Genomic DNA, 24575 nt, shown 5'->3' with positions numbered 1-24575 from the left:
TGATTCCTAAGACTCACCAGACTAATGTGTTTGAAGCTAGGATGATTCGTCTTAGCTTTTTTTGTGTCCTTTAAAATGGAGGCCTTCGGTATTACTTTTCTTATGCTATAATAGAAGAACTAAGCGAGATATTGTCTCGCAAATCTTGGAACGGGAGTGACACAAATGCTTGACTTTACCCAAGAAGAGAAAGACTTTTTTATGTCTGAAGCTCTTAAGGAGGCCGAAAAATCTCTAGATAAAGCAGAGATCCCAATTGGCTGTGTCATCGTTAAAGATGGCGAAGTCGTAGGTCGTGGACACAATGCACGTGAGGAGCTCAATCAAGCTATCATGCATGCGGAGGTCATGGCTATTCAGGAGGCTAATAGGACTGTGGGCAATTGGCGTTTGTTAGATTGTACCCTCTTTGTGACCATTGAACCCTGTGTCATGTGTAGTGGAGCAATTGGCTTGGCTCGTATTCCTAAAGTGATCTATGGAGCAAGCAATCAAAAGTTTGGTGGTGCGGGTAGCCTTTACGATATCCTAAGAGATGAGCGTCTCAACCATCGCGTAGAAGTAGAGACTGGTGTCATGGAGGAAGAGTGTGCTAAGATTATGCAAGACTTTTTCCGTCAGAGTCGTGAACGCAAAAAAGAAGCCAAACGATTGGCTAAATTGGAAACAAGGCAAGATATGTAAACAAAAGTGCAAGTCCAAAGGGCCTTGCACTTTTTAATGGAAGATGAGTTTTTGTTTTCCTGAAAGCAATTTAGGTCACTCTTTCTATGCTTTATTTTTTTCTTTCTCTCTTGTTAAAAGAAAAATAGGCATAAAGAGAATCAGAGTACCAAAAGCGGACTTCAAATTAGTATCAATAATTGGTGTTCCTAATCGTACATGAAAGATAAGGTTGATTAGGAGTATCAGAAGTAAGCTACTGATAATTCCAGCTAAAGCTATTTTTACGAGCAAATAGTTATTCATTTTAGGTGATTGATTAGCAGTAGTATCATTTGTTTGATTTTTTGTATGTTTCATGAGTTATCATCCTCAAAATCTTTGAGATGTCAGGTGAGTGCTGTTAGTTAGTGGGTGAGGTTATAGAAAGATTTACCTGCGGCATAGCTAAGGTCATAAGTTAGTTTTGCAGCAGCAATGCCAACAGAAATAGCGGCCCAAGGAACCACTCCACCTGATACAGCTTCAAGTTCTTGAGTAGTCATGTTTTTACGATTGTTAATGGTCTTAGTCATTGTTCATATGTCCTTTCTTTTATCGCGCAGAGTCCATGTAGCCATTGTAGGCTCCAAGGCATACCATAGTTCCAATAGGTCCTGAAGTTAGGCAGAGCCCTCCAATGGCAAGGTTGGTCTTCCATCCGCCTCCTGTTACTGAGGCTAGGTCAGCTACCTTCATTTCTTTGTTAATCATTGTCATTCTCCTTTTTTTATTTTTGGTGAGTCTTTAAATCTCATACCCTCTCACCACGAGTTAAGAGATATGTTAAACATGACTTCTCCTTTAAATAAAGTCAGCCATGTCACTAGCTTTTGGTACTTCCTCAAGCTATGGATTTATTATAAGGTGTCGAGAAATAAAAAAGTAGTGACATAAATGTCACCACGGTAAGTCTTATGTTTTATCGAAGTTTAGACTGACCGAAGTAAATAATAGGGATTGATAGGGGTAGGTCTAGCTAGTCTTATCATAAGTTCTCTACTTGCAATCACTTCAATTTATGGTATAATATTTTTCGGAGCAACATCTGTGCGTGAAGCGGGTCAGGGGAGGAATCCAGCAGCCCTAAGCGATTTCAGGTGTGTGCTCTTTTTTTGTGTTAAGGAGGATTTATGGCCAAATTTAGTGTTTTTAAAGATCAAGAAAGTCTTTTTGCGTGTCCTATCTGTCAGGCGCCAATGCATTTGGATTTGTCTAGCTTGGTTTGTCAGAATAGGCATACCTTTAATATCGCCAAGCAGGGCTTTGTCAATTTTTTGAGACAGACTAAGGGAGATAAGAACTATGATATGGCTTCTTTTGAAAAGAGGAGTCAGATTCTTGCGGCAGGCTATTACGATCCTATCCTGGAGGTGATTTCAGAGCGCTTGCGTGACCTTCCTGAACACTCGCACGTTCTAGATGTTGCCTGTGGTGAGGGATATTATAGCCGTCAGTTGGCTCAAGAGTTTGACAAGGATTTCATGGCCTTTGATTTGTCTAAGGATTCTATCCTTCTTGCGGCTCGTCAAAATCCTCATAAAAATGTAGCTTGGTTTGTTGGCGATTTGGCTCAATTGCCTTTACGTGAACACAGTATCGATGTGATTTTAGATATCTTTTCGCCAGCTAATTATCAAGAATTTGGACGACTTTTGTCTGATCATGGCTTGATTTTTAAGGTTATTCCTCATGAGGATCATCTTAAAGAGTTTCGCCAATTGTTACCGGAGGTGCAGGCTTATTCGAACCAGGATGTTCTGGAACATTTTCAAGAGTCCTGCGACCTTTTGGAGCGTGTGACGATTGCTAAGACTTGGTCTATGCCATCAGAGCATGTTCAAACATTTGCCGAGATGACACCTCTTTTCTTCCATGCCAATAAGGATACTTTGGACTTGACTTCAGTGACGCAATTAACCGTTGCGGGAGAACTGCTGATTGGCCGTATTAGAGATGATAAGCAATCCTAACAATCGTTGGGATTTTTTTGATGGGAAATGTCTCAGTTAGCTTGTTTGGTCTTCCTAAAAGGAGTATGATGAGAGCAATAAGTAAGAAAGTTTCAGTAATGGGTAAAAAGCGATGAAAAATAGAGCCTATAAGAACTACATTTTTGATTTTTATGGTACCTTGGTTGATATCCTAACCGATGAGAAGGATCCTGTGTTATGGGATAAACTATGCCAACTATATCAGGCTTATGGAGCGGCTTATGAGGGCGAGACTCTTAAAAAGGCTTATGCTAAGCGCGTGGATCAGGCCCGTAAGGAGTTAATAGATCTCAAAGGAGTTGCTTATCCAGAAATTGATTTAGCCCACATTTTTAACCAGCTTTATGTAGATGCTCGGCCTCAGTCTAGTAGTTCTAATCAGCCGGAAGATTGGGGACAATTGATAGCAATGGTCTTTCGCGTCTTATCTCGCAAACATGTGACGGCTTATCCCCATACCAAGGAGGTGCTAGCCTTTCTAAAAGAGCAGGGCTGTCGGATTTATCTCTTGTCTAATGCTCAAGCAGCCTTTACTAACGCTGAGATTGACCTAATGGCGTTAAGACCTTATTTTGATGCTATTTACTTGTCTTCGGATGCCGGTATCTGTAAGCCACAACCTGAATTTTTAAAGCAAGTTTTGGATGATCATGGGTTAAACCCGTCTGAGACTGTCATGATTGGAAATGACTTGACGACTGATATTGCTGTGGCTGAAGCAGTTGGGATCGATAGTATCTTGCTCAATACCTTCCCTTATTCTCGTCGAGAACTGGAGAATTCCCCAATCAAGCCAGACCGAGTGATTACTGATATAGAGACTCTAAAGACCAATTTTACATAAAAATACACTGTATTTGGCAAAAGCAAAGACAATTATCAGAATTTTTGGTATAATAATTCCTAACTTTATGTGAATGGAGAATCTCATGACTGCACAAAAAATGTCTGCACAAGAAATTATTGCTTTTATCGGTAATGCTGAAAAGAAAACGAATGTTAAAGTAACTTTTGAAGGGGAATTGGCAACTACTGTTCCAGCTTCTGTCACTAAACTTGGTAACATTCTTTTCGGAGACTGGAAAGATATCGAACCACTTCTTGCGAATTTGACTGAAAACAAGGACTATGTTGTGGAACAAGATGGCCGTAACTCAGCTGTTCCACTGCTTGATAAACGTCACCTTAATGCACGTATTGAACCAGGTGCTATTATCCGAGACCAAGTAACTATCGAAGACAATGCTGTCGTTATGATGGGTGCTGTAATCAATATCGGTGCTGAAATTGGTGCTGGTACTATGATTGATATGGGTGCTATCCTTGGTGGTCGTGCTACTGTTGGTAAAAACAGCCATATCGGTGCGGGTGCAGTCCTTGCTGGTGTGATTGAACCAGCTTCAGCAGACCCAGTTCGTATCGGTGATAACGTTCTTGTTGGTGCTAATGCTGTTGTTATTGAAGGTGTTCAAGTTGGTAACGGTTCAGTCGTTGCTGCTGGAGCGATCGTTACTCAAGATGTCCCTGAAAATGTGGTTGTAGCTGGTGTTCCAGCTCGTATCATCAAGGAAATCGATGAAAAAACACAACAAAAAACAGCACTCGAAGACGCTTTGCGTAACTTGTAACATATTGATAGTAGAGGCCTGTAAGGCCTCTATTTCTAGATTCTCTATAAAATAAGACAATAAAAAGGGTAAAAACATGACACTTGATTTAATTAAAATCAGACGAGACCTTCACCAAATTCCCGAAATTGGGTTGGAAGAATTTAAAACTCAGGCTTACCTCTTAGAGCGTATTGCCGAAATGACTGAAGGGAAGGACTTTGTGGAGCAACGTACTTGGCGTACAGGAATTCTTGTCTATCTTCACGGGCATGCTCCTGAAAAAACCATTGGTTGGCGTACAGATATTGATGGCCTCCCAATCGTAGAGGAAACAGATCTTGACTTCAAGTCTACTCATGAAGGTCGTATGCATGCTTGTGGACACGATATGCACATGACCACAGCACTTGGTCTTTTGGACCAGATGCTTCAAGTACAGCCTAAAAATAACATGCTCTTCCTCTTCCAACCAGCCGAAGAAAATGAAGCGGGTGGTATGCTTATGTATGAAGATGGTGCCTTTGGAGATTGGTTGCCAGATGAGTTCTATGGCCTCCACGTCCGTCCAGATTTCAAGGTGGGTGATATTGCGACTAACACAAGTACTCTTTTTGCTGGGACTTGTGAAGTCCTCGTTACTTTCAAGGGGAAAGGTGGACATGCGGCCTTTCCACATGAGGCCAATGATGCCCTTGTAGCAGCTTCTTACTTTATTACTCAAGTGCAAACGATTGTCAGTCGTAATGTTGACCCTATCCAAGGTGGGGTAGTTACCTTTGGTTCTTTCCATGCAGGAACTACTAATAATGTTATCGCTGAAACTGCGGAGGTTTATGGAACTATTCGTACTCTTACTCAGGAAATGAGTCTCCTTATCCAGAAGCGCGTGCGCCAGATTGCAGAAGGTGTAGCAGCTAGCTTTGGTATGGAAGTGGATATCATGTTGAAACAAGGTGGTTATCTTCCGGTGGAAAATAATCCAGCCTTGGCCAAAGAGTTGATGGCCTTCTTTGATGCTAGCCCAGAAGTTAACCTGATTGATTGTCCACCGGCTATGACTGGAGAGGATTTTGGTTATTTGCTTAGTAAAGTTCCTGGTGTCATGTTCTGGTTGGGAATCGACACGCCATATGCACTTCACCATCCTAAGATGAGTCCAAACGAAGATGCCCTCGCTTTTGCAGTGGCTGAAATTGGAAAATTCCTTAAACACAAGGCAGAAGCCTAATCAGAGTCGATAAAGCTAAAAAATCTACCAAGTCTGACTTTTGGTAGATTTTTTGATATGATAAACCTATGAAAAATGAACTTAGAAAAACAGTCTTGGCTCAATTAACTTCACAAGAACCTGAGACTAAGGCTAAGATAGATAAACATCTTTTGGAGCAATTGATTGCCTTACCTGCTTATAAAAAGGCTAAGGTGATTGCGACTTATTTGTCTTTTCCTCATGAATATGATACCAGTCTTTTAATCAATCAGGCTTTAAAGGATGGTAAACGACTTTTGATTCCTAAAACATATAAACAAGGTCGAATGATTTTTGTGGATTATGATCCAGATAATCTTGTTGCAACCTCTTTTGGCTTGATGGAACCTGCGTCTGATTTGGCTGTGGAAAAATCAGAGATTGATTTGATTCATGTGCCAGGAGTAGTTTTCAATGATGAAGGCTATCGCATTGGTTACGGAGCAGGTTACTATGACCGCTATTTGTCTGATTTTGAAGGGAATACAGTTAGTACGGTTTATCCTTGTCAGAAACATGATTTTCAATCAGACAGCTATGATATTCCTGTTAAGGAGGTCGTCACATGCCAGTAAATGAGTGGAAGAAATACCCAGCAACCTATCTATTGTTGGGGCTTACGACGTTGACTTTTATCTGTCAATATCTTTTAAACGGCTTTCAAGCGACCTCGCCTTTGAGCCTTTTTAAGATGGGAGCTATGTACGGTGCGTTTGTTCAGTACAGTCCCTTGAACCTTTGGCGTCTTGTAACACCAATTTTTGTGCATATAGGTGTTGAGCATTTTCTATTTAATATGCTTGCTCTTTACTTTATGGGGAAAATGGCTGAGCAGATTTTTGGGACTCCACGTTTTCTAGGGCTTTATTTGTTAGCTGGGGTTATGGGAAATGCCTTTACCTTACTTTTTACGCCTAATGTTATTGCAGCTGGTGCTTCGACATCCTTGTTTGGACTTTTTGCGGCTGTTGTGATTCTTGGTTATTACAGTCACAGCCCCTTGCTTAATCAGTTAGGCCGTAATTATTTGGCTTTGATTGTTATTAACTTAATCTTCAACCTTTTTACACCTAGTGTTGGGATTACAGGCCATCTCGGTGGTTTAGTTGGAGGTGCTCTTGCAGCTATCTTTTTGGCCAACAAGGTTGAAAGTCGCTTATTTAGTAGAGGTTGGCGTTCTACAGCTCTTTTAACCTATATTTTACTATTGCTGATTCTTCTAGGGTTTACCTATCTTTAAGTCATATGAAAAAACCATCGAATGTCATGTTCGATGGTTTTTATATTAGTCTTTTTTAGCTGCTTTGCCTTCAAGTTTGTGTCCCAAGTCAATGAGGTATTGCTTGAGGTCATCTTTAACTTGAGGATGTTTAAGTGCGTAATCGATAGACGTTTTCATGAATCCGAATTTGTCACCGACATCATAACGGTCTCCAGTAAATTCGCGAGCAAAGACGCGTTGTGTCTTGTTAAGTTTATCGATAGCATCAGTCAATTGGACTTCATTTCCAGCACCTGGTTCTTGAGTTTCCAAAATACCGAAAATTTCAGGTGTTAGAAGGTAACGCCCGATGATAGCAAGATCACTTGGTGCATCCTCTGGATTTGGTTTTTCAACGAAAGTTTCAACACTATAACGTCCATTTTCGCCTTTGCCTTGAGGGGCGATGACACCATAAGAAGACACTTCTTCGTGAGGTACAGGCATAACTGCAATGGTTGATGCGTGTGTTTCCTCATAGTCATTAATGAGCTGCTTAGTCAAAGGTACTGCTTTGTCATTAGTGATATCCATGAGGTCGTCACCAAGCATGACAACGAATGGCTCATTTCCGACAAATGCTTTGGCTTGAAGAACTGCATCTCCAAGACCACGTGGATGGCTTTGACGGATAAAGTGGAGGTTGATAGCAGTGGTGTCATTAACCAATTTCAACAAGTCTGTCTTACCTTTTTGTTCCAAGTTGTATTCTAACTCGAAGTTTGAATCAAAGTGGTCTTCGATAGAACGTTTTGACTTACCAGTAACCACCAAGATATCTTCAATACCTGATTTGAGGGCTTCTTCAACGATAAATTGGATGGTTGGCTTGTCAACGATTGGCAACATTTCTTTGGCCAAGGCCTTAGTAGCTGGTAAAAAGCGTGTTCCGAGTCCTGCAGCGGGGATGATAGCTTTTCTAACTTTTTGATTCTTCATGAGAACTCCTTAGATTTTTATTTTTTATCCCATTCATTTTCAGAGCGCAATTCATTGGACATCATATTGAGAATAGATTCCTTGATATCAGCACCCTCATAGATAGATTTGTAGATTGCTGTTGTAATTGGCATGTAGACACCGAGTTCTTGGGCGATTTCGTAGGCAACCTTTGTGGTTGAAATACCTTCGATTACCATTCCCATGTTACGTTCAATGTCTTCTAGTTTTTCTCCACGACCGAGCGCATCCCCAGCACGCCAGTTACGTGAATGGATAGAAGTTCCTGTAACAATAAGGTCACCAACCCCAGATAGACCGCTGTAAGTCAAAGGATCGGCACCGAGTTTCACACCAAGACGAGTAATTTCTGCAAGTCCACGAGTAATAACGGCTGCCTTAGCATTGTCCCCATATCCCATACCGTGGAGGGCACCTGCACCTACCGCGATAATGTTTTTAAGAGCACCAGCTGTTTCAACACCAATCACATCTGAATTGGTGTAGAGGCGGAAGTAGTTATTACTGAAAATGCCTTGGACATAGCGCGCCACTTCAAGATCCTTAGATGCTGCTGTAATCAAAGTGATATCGCGAACGATAGTTTCTTCAGCGTGGCTTGGACCAGATACGACAACAATGTCACTGCGAAGTTCCTCAGGAATCTCTTCTTCAAGGATTGTTGAAAGACGTTCGTGTGTTCCAGGTTCCAATCCTTTTGAAGCATGCATGACAACAACCTTGTGGTCCAAAAGTTCGGCAACTTGTTTAGCAACTAAGCGAGTAACCTTGGTTGGAACAACAAAGAGAACAGCGTCGACACTATCTAGGGCTTCAGACAGTTCCTTGTAGGCTTTAATGTTTTCATCCAAAACCACATCCTTGAAGTAGCGGGTGTTGGTGTGTTTCTCGTTAATTTCATCAATTTGTTCAGGGATGTTTCCCCAAATACGGACCTCGTGTCCGTTGTCGTTGAGTACCTGAGCAAGGGCAGTTCCCCATGAACCAGGGCCCAAGACAGCGATTTTTTGTTTTTTCATCATTAGGTCTCCCTTTAGGTCCTTTCTGACAAAGTAGAAAAAGACTGTATTCTTTCTCATTATAACATAAGAAAAGCATGTTTGTCTTGTACTCTCTGTTAGGAAGGCTGATGGCTATTTATTTTTTCAGCCAATTTTGGGCAATGTAGCCTCCAATGAGGGCAGCCATGAGCGTTCCTCCAATCAGGATTAAGATATGACTGCCTGTAAAGGGAACCATAACTTGATTTACATAATCTTGAGTTTTCCCTTTGGCCAGGAGTTGTGCGATATAAGCTTTGGGCGCAAGCCACATGGTGATAATGGGTGCTAAGTTTCCTAGAGAAAAGATCATATAGGAGAGTAGATTAAGTTTATTATTCTCATAGTTCCCTTTCTTAGCTAGAAAATCAGCGACAAGGCCAGCTAAAAAGCTAGGAAGAAAGGCTAGAACAAAGTGCCCAGAGGCAAAGAAGAAGAGGGACATAAAGATACCCAGACAGGTAATAGCTCCAAATTGTTTAGTTTTTCTGATAAGCCCCAAATAGACCCAACCTGCAAAGATAGCAGCTAAAGCAGGCGTATGATACATATTTTTGACTTTGAAAAAGATTAAATCAATGGCAACTGCAAGGGCTAGGCAAATAAAATATAGTAGAATAGCTAGACTGGTTTGTTTGATGAATGTCTTTTGACGCATGAGGTCTCCTAATCAATGTGAGGTGTTTTAGTTTTATTGAGCCAAGAGTATGCCAAACCAATGAAAATACCTCCGCCAATCCAGTTACCGAAGAAAACGACTATCCACTGACGTAGAATATTTGCCAAAGTGAAATTATCCACAGCGTCACGCACACCGTTGAAACCGAGCAACATGAAAGAGGCAAAGTTAGCAATCAAGTGTTCATTAATTAAAAATACAAACATGAAGATAGCTGATAGCGCAATGAAAATCTTAGCAGATTCTTCTTTGAGGAGCATGTAGCCCAAGATGGCAATATTAACGAACATATTCGCTGTAATACCTTCTGTAAAGTTCATCCAATCTGTTTTTCCAAGCTTGGTTGAGACAGCAGTAACTAAGAAGCTCTTGTCAGTCAAATGTTGGAAAGAGAAGGATTGGTTGAAGAACCAGGCCAAGATAAGGGCGCCGACAAAATTAAAGAAGGTACAGTAGAGGAGGATGGTACACACCTTGCTCCATTTGATTTTACCATAATAGGCACCACTGGTCAGGAACATCATGTTTGAAGTAGCCAACTCTCCATTGAATATGAGAACGAAGACCAGTCCGATGGCAAAGATAAAGGCAAAGACAAAACGAGAAAGGGCTGGAATACCTGTTGCGATAACATCTGCACCAATAATTCCTACAGCAGTCGACATGGTAAGATAAGCTCCTGCAAGCATAGAACGCAAGGCATAGCGCCCCAGGCTTTCGTCAAAGAGAGCTTCTTTTTTAGCACAAGCAGCGAATACTTTTTCTTGAAATTGAGACATAGTTTTACCTCTAAAATATGTGGCATGGAGCATGGCAAATGCGCAAGCTCGAGTGAAACTTAATCTAGGATGACCATGAAAAAAAGTCAGGACAGTTGTCCCAACTTTTCCAAGTCTTAATATGAGGATGCTCCAGATGTGGCATCTGCGGCTGGGGCTGCGTCGCCACCATGACCACCCGCATCTGATGCACCAGATGTGGCGTCGCTACCGCCATGACTAGCTGCAGCTGGTGCAAAAGGACCGCTTCCTCCGACAAGGCGTTGACCAGTTGTTTCGAGATACCAGTCAAGCCATGGTTTAAAGTTAAAGACGATTTCATTGATTCCTGCATAAGAACCATCATCATAGTACATAGCCTGATAGTTATGCGTATTGATAACTCCTTCAGGTGACCCTGGAACAATCGTACGAACATATTCTTGGTTACCATTACGAAGTGTACCGATAACCCATTCCACATTTTTCATACGAGCTGGTGGAAGTGAGCCGTGAACAGTTGACATACGGCTACCAGATTGAGGTGGTACACGTTTGGCGAACATAGTATCAGGATCTTGATGGGCGTTATTGTAGTAGAGGAACTGGTTGTTATCATCGGCATAGGTCAATTCAAATGGCATAGCCTTGAGGAACATGTCAATTTGATTAACCGTCAAAATACCGTGGTCCAATTTCACGTAGGTATCACCAGATACCGCACCAGTGATTTCAGCTACTTTTTCTACCCACTCTGGATCGTCAGGATCAACATCGGTAACAGTTGTAGCGATTGGGTTGTTACAATCCAAGTCTTCAGGTTCAATTGGTTTTGGTTTTTTCAATTTAGAAACCACTCCTACATATTGGATGAAATTGTCTAAGCATTGTTCAAGGAAATTAATAGTACCTTCGTTGGTAATGTTTCCCTCAAGGTCAAAGGCTTCTTTAGCCTTTCCAAGCAAGAATTCATTACCTGGAAGTGTATAGGCATTGACACCAGGTGCTTCAAGGATTTTACGCAAATGCACTTGGGCACGTGAAGTCCCTTGATCGTAGTAAGAAGCACCAACAATCATTACAGGCTTGTTTTCAAAAGGGTGCACTTCGAATGATAGCCACTCTAATACTGATTTAAGTGCTGCAGAGATAGTGTGGTTGTGCTCAGGTGTTGCAATGATGACACCGTCAGCGCGTGTAATTTTGTTATTAAGTAAGCGAAGTTGGAAACTTTCATCCCATTTTTCATCTTGGTTAAACATAGGGACTTCATCAATTTCTAAAACTTCAAGTTCAAATTTAATTTTAAAATGTCTTCTGATAAATTCGAGCAGTTTACGGTTATATGATTGATCATAATTTGCTCCAACGAGTCCAACAAATTTCATAGTTTATATTCTCCTGTCCTATAGGCTTTCCCAGTCGAAGTCTTCAGCTTCTTTATGTAATAACTCTGTAGCATGTGAGAGTTTACCAGTAATTTTGACGTAGAGACGGAAGTCATCGAAAATAGCATCTAATTTTTTGATGACATCGAGGTCAACTAAATCGCCGTTGCTATCAAAAGCTTGAAGGGAATGTGAAAGCAAGAATTCGTCTGGAAGCACGTTAGCTTTGATTTCTGGAGCATTCAAAATTTGACGAAGTTGTAGCTGTGCACGAGAAGCTCCTAGAGTTCCATAAGAAGCTCCTGTAATCATAACAGGCTTATTCAAAAGAGGGAAAACACCGTATGAGACCCAAGCTAAAGCATTCATGAGAACAGCTGGAATTGAGTGGTCATACTCAGGTGTTCCAATAATAACCCCATCAGCCTCATCGATTTTTTTAACGATTTCAAGGACACTTTCTGGCAATTGTTTGTTAGCGGGTTTGTTAAAGACAGGGAGGTCTTTGATTTCAACAAGTTCGATGTCTGCCTTATCTGCAAAATGTTTCTGAATATATTGCAATAATTGTCTATTAGTTGAACGTTTTGAATTCGTACCAACAAGTCCGATGAATTTCATGACAATTCTCCTTAAAAGTATTATATCTATTATTATGTTAGCGTTTTCCTGGTTAAAAGTCAATCTTCGTTTAATGAGAAAGTGATTAGACTATTACCTTTGTCATCTTATTTCGAATAGATTATAATAGGATAGATTTAAAAGTCTGAAGCTAGCATGGCTAGTTTTACAAGAATTAATTTATAGATGTATCGAAAGGAAAAATAATGACAAAAATTCGTGGATTTGAACTTGTATCAACCTATACCAATCAGGACTTGCTTCCAAAACGGGAGACAGCCCATGCAGCTGGCTACGACTTAAAGGTGGCAGAGCGCACAGTGATTGCACCAGGAGAAATCGTCCTCGTCCCAACTGGGGTCAAGGCTTATATGCAAGCGGGTGAGGTGCTATATCTTTATGATCGTTCTTCTAATCCTCGCAAAAAAGGTCTGGTCTTGATCAACTCTGTTGGAGTTATTGATGGCGATTACTATGGAAATCCAGGGAATGAAGGTCACATCTTCGCCCAGATGAAAAATATTACGGATCAGCCCGTGACTCTTGAAGTTGGGGAACGCATCGTTCAAGGTGTCTTTATGCCCTTCTTAATTGTAGATGGAGATGAAGCTGACGGTGTTCGTACAGGTGGTTTCGGATCGACAGGGAAATAGAGAAAGAATATGGCAGACTATTTATTAGTTGTAGATATGCAGTCAGATTATGTTGCTGTTGGAAAAGCGTATCATGAAGAACTGATTGCAGCTGCGAATGACAAAATTGCCAGCTATCCCAGTGACCGGGTTATCTATATTCTCAATCGTTTTTTCTGGGAGAGAAAAGATAGAAAGAAGAAATTTGCGACCGGCTTGCTGCTTGTATCTTCTCGTATCTTTGAGAAGCGTCGGGCTTCTTGCTTTACTAATCCAGATTTAAAAGATTTTTTAGAGGGAAATGGTGCTAAAAGCATAGAGTTTATAGGGGTAGATGGCAATGGCTGTGTCAAGGCTTCCGTTTTGGCAGCTGTCAAGGAGAATTATCAGGTTTCTGTCGATTTGTCCGCTGTCGGAGTTGCCAACCAGAAGAAATTAAAAAAAACATTGCATAAGTGGCATTCTGTCGGAGTAATCGTAGAAGGAGAATTATCATAGCAAAGAAAAAATCAACTTTTGTTTGTCGAGAATGTGGCTACAATTCACCCAAATATCTAGGGCGCTGTCCCAACTGTTCTTCTTGGTCCTCTTTTGAGGAAGAAGTTGAGGTGCAGGAGGTAAAAAATGCTCGTGTCAGTTTAACGGGTGAAAAGTCTAAACCTACTAAATTAAAAGAAGTCTCTTCAATTAATTATGCCCGCATAAAGACTGACATGGACGAGTTTAACCGTGTTTTAGGTGGCGGTGTGGTTCCGGGTAGTCTGGTTCTTATTGGAGGAGATCCAGGGATAGGGAAATCGACTCTTCTCTTACAAGTGTCAACACAGCTGGCTAACAAGGGAACTGTCCTCTATGTTTCTGGGGAAGAATCTGCCGAGCAAATCAAATTGCGGAGCGAACGTTTAGGTGATATTGATAACGAATTTTATCTTTATGCTGAGACTAATATGCAAGCCGTTCGCAGCCAAGTAGAGGCTATAAAACCCGATTTTCTCATTATCGACTCTATTCAGACCATCATGAGTCCAGAGATTTCTGGCGTTCAAGGTTCTGTATCTCAGGTTCGTGAAGTCACTGCTGAACTTATGCAGATTGCCAAAACCAATAACATCGCCACATTTATTGTTGGGCATGTGACCAAGGAGGGACAACTGGCTGGACCACGTATGTTGGAACACATGGTGGATACTGTGCTCTATTTTGAGGGAGAACGTCATCATACCTTCCGTATTTTGCGAGCAGTCAAAAACCGTTTTGGTTCAACTAATGAGATTGGGATTTTTGAGATGCAGTCTGGTGGTTTGGTAGAAGTGCTAAATCCTAGCCAAGTTTTCTTAGAGGAACGCCTAGACGGAGCCACAGGTTCTGCCATTGTTGTAACAATGGAAGGTAGCAGACCTATCTTAGCTGAAGTTCAAGCCTTGGTGACCCCAACCGTCTTTGGTAATGCCAAGCGGACAACAACAGGACTGGATTTTAACCGCGTCAGCCTCATTATGGCTGTTTTAGAGAAACGTTGTGGCCTTCTTCTCCAAAATCAAGATGCTTATTTAAAATCAGCTGGTGGTGTCAAATTGGACGAGCCGGCTATTGACCTTGCTGTCGCTGTTGCTATTGCTTCTAGTTACAAGGAGCTTCCAACCAATCCACAAGAAGCCTTTATAGGAGAAATTGGCTTGACTGGAGAGATTCGCCGAGTAACTCGCATTGAACAGCGTATTAATGAAGCTGCTAAACTAGGTTTTACTAAGATTTATGCTCCGAAGAATTCTCTTCATGGTATGAAAATTCCAGAAGGTATCCAGGTGGTTGGCGTTACGACAGTGGGAGAAGTACTCAAAAAAGTCTTTTCTTAGAAAGTGATAGAAGGTCATTTTGGAAACGCTTGCAAAATTATATCTCCAATGCTATACTTTTCATAAGGATAGGGAGGTATTTATTATGCAATTTTTCACAGACAGCAACATGCAATTCCCTTTAGTAGAGTTATCTCTTAATCAAGGTGAAACAGTCTTTATCCAGCGTGGCAGTATGGTATATCACACACCAAATGTGACACTGAGTACCAAATTGAATGCCAGTGGATCAGGTCTAGGTCGCTTTGTAAAAGCCGTTGGGCGTTCAATGGTTTCGGGCGAAAGTAGCTTTATTACTCAGGTTGTCTCACAGTCCAATAACGGTTATATAGCCTTGGCCCCTGATTCTCCTGGTCAAGTGATTCCACTTTATTTAGGTGAAAAACAGTACCGACTAAATGACGGTGCCTTTCTAGCACTTGATGGCACAGCTTACTATACAATGGAGCTCCAGTCAGTTGGTAAGGCTATTTTTGGTGGTCAGGGTGGTTTCTTTGTGATGACAACCCAAGGTCAAGGAACACTCTTGGCGAATGCCTACGGTTCTATTAAAAAAATTGAGCTAAACAACCAAGAAGTGACTATTGATAATGCTCATGTCGTTGCCTGGAGTCAGACACTTGATTACAATATTCACTTGGAAAATGGTTTCTGGCAGTCTATTGGGACAGGAGAGGGTGTTGTGAATACCTTTAGAGGAACAGGTGAAATTTATGTTCAAAGTCTCAATCTTCAAACCTTTGCAGGCTTGCTTAATAGATACTTACCAAAACGTTCATAGTATAAATTGAAGGAGAGTGGATGCTTGTTAGCATCTATTCTCCTTTTTATATTGCGAACTCAATAGCTGACAAGTTAATAAAAAGATGATAAGATAGTGTTTAAATAATTTGATAGTCAAATTATTTTCTTCATTAGAAAGTGAGTTATTATGTCTTATTTTGAAAACTTTCTCAATGCCAACAAAGCCTATGTTGACCTCCACGGGACAGCCCATCTTCCCTTGAAACCAAAGACTAAGGTGGCTATTGTGACTTGTATGGATTCACGCCTTCACGTTGCCCAGGCCTTGGGGTTGGCCCTAGGTGACGCTCATATTTTGCGTAATGCGGGTGGTCGTGTGACGGAAGATATGATTCGTTCTTTGGTCATTTCTCAACAACAGATGGGGACACGAGAAATCGTAGTTCTTCACCATACAGATTGTGGTGCTCAGACCTTTAAGAACGACGAGTTTACCGCCTATCTCAATAAGGAACTTGGTGTTGATGTTTCTGATCAAGATTTTCTTCCATTCACAGATGTAGAAGAGAGTGTTCGTGAAGATATGGCTATTCTTCGTCAGTCACCGCTTATCCCTGAGGATGTTATCATCTCCGGTGCGGTTTATGATGTAGATACTGGTCGAATGACTCAAGTTCAACCCTAATACCGAAAAGTTTAGCAGGCATGGTTGCCTGCTTTTTTCATGGTTGGATATAAAAAAACTCAGCACACAATAAATCTGCTGAGTTAATCTAGTTTTTAAGAAACGATAAAAATGAGAATCACAGTCCCTAAATAGAAAAGACTAGTGATAAAAAAGCTTATACGCCAGAACAACTTAAGAAAACGTTTAAACTTGAAAGATTGTGTTTTTCTTAGCATCTGAATCGTGATAATGATAGCCGCCAAGGATAATAAGATGGTGATGTATGGCAAAAAGCTATGGGTGAAGAAACGGGCTGACACAGCAACTACCTCAATAAAATAAAGAGGGAAGGTAAGGTCAGCAAAATTAAGCCCGAGGTATTTTAAACTGAAGAAGCGGTGGATAATAAAAGCAAAGATAGGTGTTAATATCAAAAATGCTATAGCAAAGAATTTATATAGAATCATAAGTCTATTTTACCTCGAAAAGGCCTTTATGTAAATTTTTTCCTAAACTTAATAAGAAATTCTTGCATCTAAAAAGAATTTCTGTATAATAGATAAGGTATGTAAAAACATACTTGTGGGAGGTAACAAAACTTACTTACCGCCAAAACCACAATAGGAGGAAATTACAAAATGGCTAAAAAAGTCGAAAACATCGTAAAACTTCAGATTCCTGCTGGTAAAGCGACTCCAGCTCCACCAGTTGGACCAGCTCTTGGTCAAGCCGGAATCAACATCATGGGATTCACTAAAGAGTTTAACGCTCGTACAGCTGACCAAGCTGGTATGATCATCCCAGTTGTTATCTCTGTGTATGAAGATAAATCATTTGATTTCATCACTAAAACACCACCAGCTGCTGTTCTTTTGAAAAAAGCTGCAGGTGTTGAAAAAGGTTCAGGTACTCCAAACTCAGTTAAAGTTGCTTCAGTAACTCGTGCACAAGTACAAGAAATTGCTGAAACTAAAATGCCTGACTTGAACGCTGCAAACATCGAATCAGCTATGCGTATGATCGAAGGTACTGCACGTTCAATGGGATTCACTGTTACTGACTAATTCAGTTAACAAGAAAACCACAGACGTCGTCTCACTTCGCTGAGTGACGTGGAAGATGAAAGTCGTTATGACCACATTACACAAGGAGAAATAATTAACATGGCTAAAAAAAGCAAACAAATGCGTGCTGCTCTTGAGAAAATCGACAGCACAAAAGCTTACAGTGTAGAAGAAGCTGTAGCTCTTGCACAAGAAACTAACTTCGCAAAATTCGATGCTACTGTTGAAGTATCATACAACCTTAACATCGACGTTAAGAAAGCTGACCAACAAATCCGTGGAGCAATGGTATTGCCAAACGGTACTGGTAAAACTCAACGCGTTCTTGTATTTGCTCGTGGTGCTAAAGCTGAAGAAGCTAAAGCAGCAGGTGCTGACTTCGTTGGTGAAGACGAACTCGTTGCTAAAATCAACGGTGGATGGCTTGACTTTGACGTTGTTGTTGCAACACCAGATATGATGGCAATCGTTGGTCGTCTTGGACGTGTCCTTGGACCACGTAACTTGATGCCAAACCCTAAAACTGGTACAGTAACTATGGACGTTGCTAAAGCAGTTGAAGAGTCTAAAGGTGGTAAAATCACTTACCGTGCTGATAAAGCAGGTAACGTACAAGCTATCATCGGTAAAGTTTCATTCGAAACTGAAAAATTGGTTGAAAACTTCAAAGCATTTAACGATGCAATCCAAAAAGCTAAACCAGCTACAGCGAAAGGTACTTACATCACAAACCTTTCAATCACTACTACACAAGGTGCTGGTATCAAAGTTGATCCTAACTCATTGTAAGAGTAGTAAAAAACCTATCTTCGGATAGGTTTTTTTTCTTACTCTAGACACGAAATTTGAGTAGAAAATAAAAAATATTCAGAAAGTAGTGCTGCTTTTTCGAATTTATGGTATAATTTAAACGTATACACATAATTATTGATTTTGAACTTTTTACGTTGCGAATTAAGGAGGCAATGAATGAAAAAGAGTAAGGTATTTTTACTAGCAGCCGTAGGCCTATTATCTGTAGGTGTTTTAACGGCTTGCTCATCATCAAGTAAGACATCTGGTAAGACTTATAATTATGTTTACGGTGGCGATCCTGCAACCCTAGACTATGTTTCTACAAATAAGAAAAACATGACGACAGCCGTTAGTAACGGTGTTGATGGTCTGTTTGAAAATGACCAATATGGGAATCTAAAACCTTCTGTCGCTGAAAACTGGTCTGTTTCTCAAGATGGTTTGACATATACTTACAAGATTCGTAAGGGTGTCAAATGGTACACTTCAGACGGCGAAGAGTATGCCAATGTAACAGCTAAAGACTTTGTAACAGGTCTTAAGCATGCTGCTGATACTAATTCTGAAGCGATTTATTTGCTACAAAACTCTGTTAAGGGCTTGAATGATTACCTGTCAGGTGCCAACAAGGACTTCTCAAATGTAGGTATCAAAGCAGTTGATGATTACACTTTGCAATATACGCTTAGTCAACCAGAACCTTACTGGAATTCAAAATTGACCTACTCAGTTACTTGGCCTGTTAATGAAGATTTCTTGAAATCTAAAGGTAAAGACTTTGGTAAGTCAACAGACCCAACATCTATTCTTTATAACGGTCCATATCTTCTTAAATCTTTGACAACGAAGTCATCTATTGAGTTCACCAAGAATGAAAACTATTGGGATAAGGATAATGTCTATTTTGATACAGTCAAATTGACTTACGATGATGGTACAGACCAAGAATCCTTGGAACGTAACTTCACAGATGGAGTTTATAACTTAGCTCGTCTATACCCAACTAGCTCAAACTATTCTAAAGTTGAAAAACAGTACAAAGACAATATTTTCTATACACAACCTGGAGCAGCTGTAGAAGGTGTCGGTGTTAATATCGATCGTCAAACTTATGACCATACATCTAAAGAAAATGATCAACAAAAGACATCAACTAAGACAGCTCTTCTTAACAAAGATTTCCGTCAAGCAATAGGTTTTGCTATTGACCGTACGAATTATGCTGCACAACTTAACGGTAAAGAGGGTGGTAGTACTGCCGTTCGTAATATCTATGTTAAACCAGACTTTGTTCAAGCAGATGGTAAGGACTTCGGAACAATGGTAATGGATCAACTTCCAGCTTATGGTGATGAGTGGTCTGGTGTGAATCTTGCAGATAGTCAAGATGGTCTTTATAATCCAGAAAAAGCTAAGGCTGAATTTGCTAAAGCCAAAGAAGCTCTTCAAGCAGAAGGGGTTCAGTTCCCAATCCATTTGGATGTTCCTGTCAATCAGTCAAATAAAATCTTTGTGAACCAAGTGCAGTCACTTAAACAATCTATTGAATCAGCTCTTGGAAAAGATAATGTTGTACTTGATCTTCACCAATTGTCAACTGATGATTTCTATAACATTACCTACTCTGCTTCAAATGCAGCGGCAGAGGATTGGGATTTGTCAGTAGGTGTGGCTTGGGAGCCTGATTACCTTGATCCATCAACTTATCTTGATGTTTTGAAGACTACAAATAGTGAAAATACTAAATCTTTCATGGGTTATGACGATCCAAATAGTCAAGCGGTTGAAAAAGTAGGTCTTAAAGAATATGACCAATTGGTTGATGATGCTTCTAAGGAAACAACAGACTTGACGGCTCGTTATGAAAAATATGCAAAAGCTCAGGCATGGTTGACGGATAGTGCACTTTATATCCCAACGACTACTTATAACGGTGCAGCCGCTGTAGTTTCTCGTATTAAGCCATTCTCAGGAGCTTATGCTCAAGCTGGTGATAAAGGTTCTACATACTACTTCAAGTATCTTAAATCTCAAGATGATATTGTGACTAAGAAACAATACGATTCAGCTTATAAAGATTGGCTTAAAGAAAGAGCGAAATCTAATGACAAAGCTCAAAAAGATCTTGCCAAACACGTTAAGTAATCTATCGAAAACGTCTACCTTTAGGTAGTCGTTTTTTTAACAAAATTTCTCGAACCACCCCTAGATTGTGATATAATAAGAAAGATTGGTACTCGCTTCTAGATTTTTATTTGGAAAGTTTGGGGGATAGAGTTGCCTACTGGTACTTATCATCTTAAGTTAGTCCTAAGAAAGGGACTTTAGGCTCAATAGGTATCCAAAGACTGAAGAATGAAACATAAAAAGGAGATTTATCTTGGCTAAAGATATCCGCGTTCGTTACGCACCAAGTCCAACAGGGCTTCTACACATTGGTAATGCTCGTACAGCATTGTTTAACTACCTTTATGCACGTCATCATGATGGTACATTCATTATCCGTATTGAAGATACTGACCGTAAACGTCACGTTGAAGATGGTGAGCGTTCACAGCTTGATAACTTGCGTTGGTTGGGAATTGACTGGGATGAAAGTCCTGAAACACACGAAAACTATCGTCAATCAGAACGTTTACCGCTTTACCAAAAATATATTGATCAACTTTTGGCAGAAGGTAAAGCCTATAAGTCATACGTAACTGAAGAAGAGTTAGCTGCAGAGCGTGAACGTCAAGAAGCAGCTGGTGAAACTCCTCGTTACATTAACGAGTTCCTTGGCATGACTGAAGAAGAAAAAGCTGCCTACATCGCAGAACGTGAAGCGGCAGGTATTGTACCTACAGTTCGTTTGGCGGTTAATGAGTCAGGGATTTATAAATGGCATGATATCGTTAAGGGAGATATCGAATTTGAAGGTGGTAATATCGGTGGTGATTGGGTTATCCAGAAGAAAGATGGATACCCAACTTACAACTTTGCGGTAGTTGTTGATGACCATGATATGCAAATTTCACACGTTATCCGTGGAGATGACCATATTGCCAATACACCAAAACAACTCATGGTTTATGAAGCTCTTGGTTGGGAAGCACCTGAGTTTGGACACATGACCCTTATCATCAATTCTGAAACTGGTAAGAAGTTGTCTAAACGTGACACTAACACCCTTCAATTTATCGAAGATTACCGTAAAAAAGGTTACCTTCCAGAAGCAGTCTTTAACTTCATTGCTCTTCTTGGTTGGAATCCTGGCGGTGAAGACGAAATCTTTTCTCGTGAAGAACTCATTAAACTTTTTGATGAAAACCGTCTAAGCAAGTCACCAGCGGCCTTTGACCAGAAAAAATTGGACTGGATGAGCAACGACTACATTAAGAATGCAGATTTCGATAAGGTCTTTGCTCTTTGCAAACCTTTCTTGGAAGAAGCTGGTCGTTTGACAGATAAAGCTGAAAAATTAGTGGAACTCTACAAACCACAAATGACAGCAGCAGAAGAAATTGTCCCTCTTACAGATCTCTTCTTTGAAGATTTCCCAGAATTGACAGAGGCTGAAAAAGAAGTTATGGCTGGTGAAACAGTACCAACAGTACTTAAAGCTTTTAAAGCTAAACTTGAAGCTATGTCTGATGATGAGTTTGTTGTTGAAAACATTTTCCCACAAATCAAAGCTGTTCAAAAAGAAACAGGAATCAAAGGGAAAAATCTCTTCATGCCAATCCGTATTGCTGTTTCAGGAGAAATGCACGGTCCAGAATTGCCAGATACTATTTTCTTGCTCGGACGTGAAAAATCAATCAAACATATTGATCAAGTTCTTGCAACACTATAAAAACAAACCCAACAATTGTTGGGTTTTCGAATGCACATAAGTGATGTGTCAATGATTATATGATAATTGCTAGGCCTGCATTTGTAATATAATGATGATATTTCGTAACCATATCATCATTTTCAAAACTTTAAATTAGTTTTATAATAGATTGGTAATAAAAATTAGGGAGGAGTGAGCATTATGAGAAGATTTGGTTGGTATTTCTACTACGTTATTGGCATGTACCCATAAAAAGAGGTAATGAGTCAGTTAAAGAGCTTAGTTTTTCTAAGCTCTTTTTTATGTTTATGAAAAGTAGGGGACATGTGGAATCGTCTGATGTTAGATTGTTCTTAATCAGGAAAAAATAGCTTTATATTTTTAGCTTTTTCTAATAGGAGTGACGCTAAATTATATATTTATGTTACAATAAAGTAGGTTGATTTTTGAAAGGAAGGGGGGAGTCTAGAGATGATCGTTTTATTTACGTTTCTACGTCTATTGGCTATTTTAATTGTTAGTCACGATATGTCAGGTTTGCTCAAAACTTGGAAGAGTAAATGCTGGTTTATCGCAGGGAGTCTCTTGCTCTCTCTATTTGTTGGAGGCATTACAGGGTCGCTCTTAGCACTTTTGTTCTGCTATCTTTTCTTAAATAAAATATCAAGTAGTGAAAAGAATTCTTTTCTTTTCACCTTTTTGCCGTGGGTTTTTGTTGAAGTCACCTCGAAGCTGCTTCAACTTTACTTTTTCCCATGGATTTTTCAAATTAATTATTTACAGGTCAAAGACACCCCAGTACTCATTGCTTTGTCTTATCTCTTGATTTACCCAATTTTTCATCTGATTGTCAAAGTGTTCTTTATTGACTTTGGTGCTCTCAATGTTATGGGAAATAACCATACTTACCAAGTTAGACAACGCTTATTGGTTGGGGTGACTCTGGCTTATATTATTTTATCTTTAATTATTTTCTATGCTAGTAACATCTTTCCTTACACAGGCCTCTTTATTTATTTAGCAGGCAGTATTACGGTTGTCTACTCCATCCTCTTTATTTTGCTCTTTGCTCAGCTTAATATTTATTCTAAGAGAAGAGTGAAGGATCAGTTGGCTGAAGAAATGGCTAGACACGAGGAAAGTTTAGAAGAATATAGTCACCGTTTAGAAAAACTCTATAATGATATTTCTCAGGTGAAGAAGGATTATCTCGAAGGGCTTAAGACAATGGAGGTTAGTATCCAACGTCGAGACTTACCTGCTTTGAAGCAAGAGTATGCAGAACTTTTAGAGAAATCTGGTAATAGCTTAACGTTGTCAAATTATGAATTATCACGTTTGATCAACTTAGAAATCACATCTCTCAAGAGTCTCTTTTCTGCTAAAGTGCTTGAGGCAGAGAACTTAGGAATTAAGGTTAACTTGGAGTTGCCAGATGTCATATCGTCAACTCAGATAGAGGCCTTAGATTTGGTTGTGATTTCTTCTGTCTTCTTAAATAATGCTATTGAGTCGGCGGTGGATTCTGAAGATCCTACTTTAACTATATCTTTCTTTAAAAATCAAGGTTATCTTATCTTGGTTATTGACAATACAACCAGAGAAGAACGTATTCCTGTGTCAAGGATTTTTGATGAAGGGGTTTCTAGCAAAGGTGAAGGCCGAGGGCTTGGTTTGTCTAAGGTCGCAGATATACTTAATCGCTATCCAAAAGTAAATCTTGAGACTCGTAGTTGTGACCATCATTTTACACAGGTCCTCTCTTTTCAGGATAATTGATAAATCAAAGATACTATTTGTGGAGGATAGGATGAGGGAAATAGAAAGGGGGAAAGCATATGCAACTTGCGATTGATGGCCTTATTGCTTTGGTTGTTGTCGTTTCACATCTTGTGATTTTAGCTAGAATGGCTTATCTAGATGTTTTTACTTACCGTTACATTCCTTATGTAATCGTAGTAACTGCCGTTAAGTGGTTAGCCAAGGTGCTATGGCAAATTGACATTCCAGATGCAATCTATCTCCTAGTCTTTATTTTTATTGAAAAACCTCAGGCTCTACGAGAAGAAAAGTATTTTTATGCTTTCTTTTCCCCTGTCTTTTGGACTCTGATTACAAGTTTCTTTAGTTTTTATCTTTTCCGAGTTTTCTTTAATAAGCCGGTCGAGTTGGTTCCAAACCATTTAGGAATCCTGGCTGTAGATAGTGTTGTTCTTCCCTTCTTTCTAGGCTTGCAAAAAATGTTCGGTTTAGATAGCTTTTTCCAGGAACCATATCAGGACTTGCAGGATAAATATAAGAGCATGCTCTTGCAAGTTGATTATATTTTAATTATCAGTTATCTTCTTATCCTCTTTAAGCAGGAGATATTCTCCTTGCTTCTTAGTCAGACCTATCTCCCAGGTTACCCTCAAATTTATATTTGGGTTGGTTTCCTTATACACATGTATATTCTTGTTCGTTTTGTTTCCTACGGTAAAGACGTACGTGATAGCAAAATTCTCAGAGAACAAGAGGAGCACTTGAGGAGTCTGGAAGCTTATAATGAAAAAATCGAAACTGCCTATAAGAGTGTACGTTCGTTTAAACATGATTATGAAAACATACTCATTAGTATGCAGACAAGTATTGATAGTGGGGATTTTGACCTTATTGAACAAACCTATCAAGATATTTTGAAAAAGGCAGGTCAAGAACTCATTGAAGAAGATGACGAAAATGTCTCTTGAGTATAAACA

28 protein-coding genes and 1 other RNA gene are annotated in these 24575 nt (G+C 39.9%); 19 read left to right on the top strand and 10 right to left on the bottom strand.

What is annotated here, in order from left to right; genetic code table 11:
• The first annotated feature begins 165 nt into the window (after positions 1–165).
• Complete coding sequence (gene tadA / locus ADH51_RS02580; RefSeq protein WP_002885785.1) at positions 166–684, top strand: tRNA adenosine(34) deaminase TadA; 519 nt, start codon at positions 166–168, stop codon at positions 682–684.
• Between the two features lie 84 nt (positions 685–768).
• Here the strand turns inward: tadA and ADH51_RS02575 are convergent, their stop codons facing one another.
• The 3 genes from ADH51_RS02575 to ADH51_RS02565 are packed head-to-tail and all read right to left on the bottom strand — an operon-like array spanning position 769 to position 1416.
• Positions 769–1023, bottom strand: a complete 255-nt coding sequence (locus tag ADH51_RS02575; protein WP_048674209.1) for a hypothetical protein — start codon at positions 1021–1023, stop codon at positions 769–771.
• 47 nt (positions 1024–1070) lie between these two features.
• The gene (locus tag ADH51_RS02570) at positions 1071–1238 is read right to left on the bottom strand and encodes a class IIb bacteriocin, lactobin A/cerein 7B family (protein WP_002885883.1); all 168 of its coding nucleotides are present in this window, start codon (positions 1236–1238) and stop codon (positions 1071–1073) included.
• A gap of 19 nt (positions 1239–1257) precedes the next feature.
• Positions 1258–1416, bottom strand: a complete 159-nt coding sequence (locus tag ADH51_RS02565) for a class IIb bacteriocin, lactobin A/cerein 7B family (RefSeq protein WP_048674207.1) — start codon at positions 1414–1416, stop codon at positions 1258–1260.
• Positions 1417–1735: 319 nt separating this feature from the next.
• Between ADH51_RS02565 and ffs the strand changes: the two genes are divergently transcribed.
• The 7 genes from ffs (at position 1736) to ADH51_RS02535 (ending at position 6795) form a co-directional block, all read left to right on the top strand.
• Positions 1736–1821: signal recognition particle sRNA small type (gene ffs / locus ADH51_RS09690), an RNA gene on the top strand.
• Between the two features lie 14 nt (positions 1822–1835).
• Positions 1836–2675, top strand: coding sequence for a methyltransferase domain-containing protein (locus ADH51_RS02560; protein WP_048674205.1), 840 nt, complete (start codon positions 1836–1838; stop codon positions 2673–2675).
• A gap of 112 nt (positions 2676–2787) precedes the next feature.
• Positions 2788–3540: an HAD family hydrolase gene (locus ADH51_RS02555; RefSeq protein ID WP_048674203.1), complete on the top strand. Its 753-nt coding sequence runs from the start codon at positions 2788–2790 to the stop codon at positions 3538–3540.
• 85 nt (positions 3541–3625) lie between these two features.
• Positions 3626–4324, top strand: a complete 699-nt coding sequence (gene dapD / locus ADH51_RS02550) for a 2,3,4,5-tetrahydropyridine-2,6-dicarboxylate N-acetyltransferase (protein WP_048674201.1) — start codon at positions 3626–3628, stop codon at positions 4322–4324.
• A gap of 76 nt (positions 4325–4400) precedes the next feature.
• Positions 4401–5534, top strand: a complete 1134-nt coding sequence (locus ADH51_RS02545) for an N-acetyldiaminopimelate deacetylase (RefSeq protein ID WP_002891992.1) — start codon at positions 4401–4403, stop codon at positions 5532–5534.
• Between the two features lie 68 nt (positions 5535–5602).
• Positions 5603–6130 carry a 5-formyltetrahydrofolate cyclo-ligase gene (locus ADH51_RS02540; RefSeq protein WP_048674199.1) on the top strand — a complete coding sequence of 176 codons (528 nt, stop codon included), beginning with the start codon at positions 5603–5605 and terminating at the stop codon, positions 6128–6130.
• Positions 6121–6795, top strand: a complete 675-nt coding sequence (locus tag ADH51_RS02535) for a rhomboid family intramembrane serine protease (protein ID WP_048674197.1) — start codon at positions 6121–6123, stop codon at positions 6793–6795. The genes ADH51_RS02540 and ADH51_RS02535 overlap by 10 nt, the downstream gene beginning before the upstream one ends.
• A 45-nt stretch (positions 6796–6840) precedes the next feature.
• Here the strand turns inward: ADH51_RS02535 and galU are convergent, their stop codons facing one another.
• The 6 genes from galU to ADH51_RS02505 all read right to left on the bottom strand — a co-directional run bounded on the left by galU (position 6841) and on the right by ADH51_RS02505 (position 12262).
• Positions 6841–7755 carry a UTP--glucose-1-phosphate uridylyltransferase GalU gene (galU, locus tag ADH51_RS02530; RefSeq protein WP_003091906.1) on the bottom strand — a complete coding sequence of 305 codons (915 nt, stop codon included), beginning with the start codon at positions 7753–7755 and terminating at the stop codon, positions 6841–6843.
• Between the two features lie 17 nt (positions 7756–7772).
• The gene (locus ADH51_RS02525) at positions 7773–8795 is read right to left on the bottom strand and encodes an NAD(P)H-dependent glycerol-3-phosphate dehydrogenase (RefSeq protein WP_037598511.1); all 1023 of its coding nucleotides are present in this window, start codon (positions 8793–8795) and stop codon (positions 7773–7775) included.
• Between the two features lie 118 nt (positions 8796–8913).
• Complete coding sequence (locus tag ADH51_RS02520) at positions 8914–9474, bottom strand: MptD family putative ECF transporter S component (RefSeq protein WP_002891982.1); 561 nt, start codon at positions 9472–9474, stop codon at positions 8914–8916.
• Positions 9475–9482: 8 nt separating this feature from the next.
• Positions 9483–10274, bottom strand: a complete 792-nt coding sequence (locus tag ADH51_RS02515; RefSeq protein ID WP_014635096.1) for a formate/nitrite transporter family protein — start codon at positions 10272–10274, stop codon at positions 9483–9485.
• A 116-nt stretch (positions 10275–10390) separates the two neighbouring features.
• Positions 10391–11641 (bottom strand): NAD(P)H-dependent oxidoreductase, encoded by a 1251-nt coding sequence (locus ADH51_RS02510; RefSeq protein WP_002891978.1) that lies wholly within the window; start codon positions 11639–11641, stop codon positions 10391–10393.
• An 18-nt stretch (positions 11642–11659) separates the two neighbouring features.
• Positions 11660–12262, bottom strand: coding sequence for an NADPH-dependent FMN reductase (locus ADH51_RS02505; protein WP_002886986.1), 603 nt, complete (start codon positions 12260–12262; stop codon positions 11660–11662).
• Positions 12263–12468: 206 nt separating this feature from the next.
• Between ADH51_RS02505 and ADH51_RS02500 the strand changes: the two genes are divergently transcribed.
• The 5 genes from ADH51_RS02500 to ADH51_RS02480 all read left to right on the top strand — a co-directional run bounded on the left by ADH51_RS02500 (position 12469) and on the right by ADH51_RS02480 (position 16179).
• Positions 12469–12915, top strand: coding sequence for a dUTP diphosphatase (locus tag ADH51_RS02500; protein WP_002886985.1), 447 nt, complete (start codon positions 12469–12471; stop codon positions 12913–12915).
• A gap of 9 nt (positions 12916–12924) precedes the next feature.
• Positions 12925–13392, top strand: a complete 468-nt coding sequence (locus ADH51_RS02495) for an isochorismatase family protein (protein ID WP_048674194.1) — start codon at positions 12925–12927, stop codon at positions 13390–13392.
• Positions 13389–14750 (top strand): DNA repair protein RadA, encoded by a 1362-nt coding sequence (gene radA / locus ADH51_RS02490; protein ID WP_072903619.1) that lies wholly within the window; start codon positions 13389–13391, stop codon positions 14748–14750. Before ADH51_RS02495 ends, radA begins: the two co-directional genes overlap by 4 nt.
• Positions 14751–14835: 85 nt before the next feature.
• Positions 14836–15531, top strand: a complete 696-nt coding sequence (locus ADH51_RS02485; RefSeq protein ID WP_002885783.1) for a TIGR00266 family protein — start codon at positions 14836–14838, stop codon at positions 15529–15531.
• Between the two features lie 150 nt (positions 15532–15681).
• Entirely contained in the window at positions 15682–16179 is a 498-nt protein-coding gene (locus ADH51_RS02480; RefSeq protein WP_002886981.1) for a beta-class carbonic anhydrase, read from the top strand.
• A 95-nt stretch (positions 16180–16274) separates the two neighbouring features.
• Here the strand turns inward: ADH51_RS02480 and ADH51_RS02475 are convergent, their stop codons facing one another.
• Positions 16275–16628, bottom strand: coding sequence for a DUF3397 domain-containing protein (locus ADH51_RS02475; RefSeq protein ID WP_002885872.1), 354 nt, complete (start codon positions 16626–16628; stop codon positions 16275–16277).
• A gap of 171 nt (positions 16629–16799) precedes the next feature.
• Between ADH51_RS02475 and rplK the strand changes: the two genes are divergently transcribed.
• The 6 genes from rplK (at position 16800) to ADH51_RS02445 (ending at position 24566) form a co-directional block, all read left to right on the top strand.
• Positions 16800–17225 (top strand): 50S ribosomal protein L11, encoded by a 426-nt coding sequence (rplK, locus tag ADH51_RS02470; RefSeq protein WP_002885648.1) that lies wholly within the window; start codon positions 16800–16802, stop codon positions 17223–17225.
• A gap of 99 nt (positions 17226–17324) precedes the next feature.
• A complete protein-coding gene (rplA, locus tag ADH51_RS02465; protein WP_002885800.1) occupies positions 17325–18014 on the top strand; it encodes a 50S ribosomal protein L1 in 690 nt (229 codons plus the stop codon).
• Positions 18015–18194: 180 nt separating this feature from the next.
• Positions 18195–20165: a peptide ABC transporter substrate-binding protein gene (locus ADH51_RS02460; protein WP_048674192.1), complete on the top strand. Its 1971-nt coding sequence runs from the start codon at positions 18195–18197 to the stop codon at positions 20163–20165.
• Between the two features lie 235 nt (positions 20166–20400).
• Positions 20401–21855 (top strand): glutamate--tRNA ligase, encoded by a 1455-nt coding sequence (gene gltX, locus ADH51_RS02455; RefSeq protein ID WP_022496041.1) that lies wholly within the window; start codon positions 20401–20403, stop codon positions 21853–21855.
• Positions 21856–22308: 453 nt separating this feature from the next.
• Positions 22309–23616 (top strand): GHKL domain-containing protein, encoded by a 1308-nt coding sequence (locus ADH51_RS02450; RefSeq protein ID WP_048674190.1) that lies wholly within the window; start codon positions 22309–22311, stop codon positions 23614–23616.
• A gap of 59 nt (positions 23617–23675) precedes the next feature.
• On the top strand, positions 23676–24566 hold the full coding sequence (locus ADH51_RS02445; RefSeq protein WP_022496040.1) for a hypothetical protein: 891 nt from the start codon (positions 23676–23678) through the stop codon (positions 24564–24566).
• The last annotated feature ends 9 nt before the right edge of the window (positions 24567–24575 follow it).

This window comes from Streptococcus sp. 449_SSPC (genome assembly GCF_001073005.1).
Taxonomy (GTDB): Bacteria; Bacillota; Bacilli; order Lactobacillales; family Streptococcaceae; genus Streptococcus; species Streptococcus salivarius_F.
The sequence above is the reverse complement of the archived record's forward strand: the minus strand, read 5'-3'. Positions and strand labels throughout refer to the sequence as shown.

What these genes read in the sequence shown, in the direction of transcription:
- ADH51_RS02520 (WP_002891982.1), bottom strand. Translation starts at nt 9,474, where the DNA reads ATGCGTCAAAAGACATTCATCAAACAAACCAGTCTAGCTATTCTACTA.
- ADH51_RS02450 (WP_048674190.1), top strand. Translation starts at nt 22,309, where the DNA reads ATGATCGTTTTATTTACGTTTCTACGTCTATTGGCTATTTTAATTGTT.
- rplA (WP_002885800.1), top strand. Translation starts at nt 17,325, where the DNA reads ATGGCTAAAAAAAGCAAACAAATGCGTGCTGCTCTTGAGAAAATCGAC.
- ADH51_RS02560 (WP_048674205.1), top strand. Translation starts at nt 1,836, where the DNA reads ATGGCCAAATTTAGTGTTTTTAAAGATCAAGAAAGTCTTTTTGCGTGT.
- ADH51_RS02565 (WP_048674207.1), bottom strand. Translation starts at nt 1,416, where the DNA reads ATGATTAACAAAGAAATGAAGGTAGCTGACCTAGCCTCAGTAACAGGA.
- ADH51_RS02545 (WP_002891992.1), top strand. Translation starts at nt 4,401, where the DNA reads ATGACACTTGATTTAATTAAAATCAGACGAGACCTTCACCAAATTCCC.
- ADH51_RS02500 (WP_002886985.1), top strand. Translation starts at nt 12,469, where the DNA reads ATGACAAAAATTCGTGGATTTGAACTTGTATCAACCTATACCAATCAG.
- ADH51_RS02525 (WP_037598511.1), bottom strand. Translation starts at nt 8,795, where the DNA reads ATGAAAAAACAAAAAATCGCTGTCTTGGGCCCTGGTTCATGGGGAACT.
- ADH51_RS02445 (WP_022496040.1), top strand. Translation starts at nt 23,676, where the DNA reads ATGCAACTTGCGATTGATGGCCTTATTGCTTTGGTTGTTGTCGTTTCA.
- ADH51_RS02575 (WP_048674209.1), bottom strand. Translation starts at nt 1,023, where the DNA reads ATGAAACATACAAAAAATCAAACAAATGATACTACTGCTAATCAATCA.
- ADH51_RS02570 (WP_002885883.1), bottom strand. Translation starts at nt 1,238, where the DNA reads ATGACTAAGACCATTAACAATCGTAAAAACATGACTACTCAAGAACTT.
- ADH51_RS02515 (WP_014635096.1), bottom strand. Translation starts at nt 10,274, where the DNA reads ATGTCTCAATTTCAAGAAAAAGTATTCGCTGCTTGTGCTAAAAAAGAA.
- ADH51_RS02505 (WP_002886986.1), bottom strand. Translation starts at nt 12,262, where the DNA reads ATGAAATTCATCGGACTTGTTGGTACGAATTCAAAACGTTCAACTAAT.
- ADH51_RS02535 (WP_048674197.1), top strand. Translation starts at nt 6,121, where the DNA reads ATGCCAGTAAATGAGTGGAAGAAATACCCAGCAACCTATCTATTGTTG.
- ADH51_RS02510 (WP_002891978.1), bottom strand. Translation starts at nt 11,641, where the DNA reads ATGAAATTTGTTGGACTCGTTGGAGCAAATTATGATCAATCATATAAC.
- galU (WP_003091906.1), bottom strand. Translation starts at nt 7,755, where the DNA reads ATGAAGAATCAAAAAGTTAGAAAAGCTATCATCCCCGCTGCAGGACTC.
- ADH51_RS02480 (WP_002886981.1), top strand. Translation starts at nt 15,682, where the DNA reads ATGTCTTATTTTGAAAACTTTCTCAATGCCAACAAAGCCTATGTTGAC.
- ADH51_RS02495 (WP_048674194.1), top strand. Translation starts at nt 12,925, where the DNA reads ATGGCAGACTATTTATTAGTTGTAGATATGCAGTCAGATTATGTTGCT.
- rplK (WP_002885648.1), top strand. Translation starts at nt 16,800, where the DNA reads ATGGCTAAAAAAGTCGAAAACATCGTAAAACTTCAGATTCCTGCTGGT.
- ADH51_RS02460 (WP_048674192.1), top strand. Translation starts at nt 18,195, where the DNA reads ATGAAAAAGAGTAAGGTATTTTTACTAGCAGCCGTAGGCCTATTATCT.
- ADH51_RS02475 (WP_002885872.1), bottom strand. Translation starts at nt 16,628, where the DNA reads ATGATTCTATATAAATTCTTTGCTATAGCATTTTTGATATTAACACCT.
- dapD (WP_048674201.1), top strand. Translation starts at nt 3,626, where the DNA reads ATGACTGCACAAAAAATGTCTGCACAAGAAATTATTGCTTTTATCGGT.
- ADH51_RS02540 (WP_048674199.1), top strand. Translation starts at nt 5,603, where the DNA reads ATGAAAAATGAACTTAGAAAAACAGTCTTGGCTCAATTAACTTCACAA.
- tadA (WP_002885785.1), top strand. Translation starts at nt 166, where the DNA reads ATGCTTGACTTTACCCAAGAAGAGAAAGACTTTTTTATGTCTGAAGCT.
- ADH51_RS02485 (WP_002885783.1), top strand. Translation starts at nt 14,836, where the DNA reads ATGCAATTTTTCACAGACAGCAACATGCAATTCCCTTTAGTAGAGTTA.
- ADH51_RS02555 (WP_048674203.1), top strand. Translation starts at nt 2,788, where the DNA reads ATGAAAAATAGAGCCTATAAGAACTACATTTTTGATTTTTATGGTACC.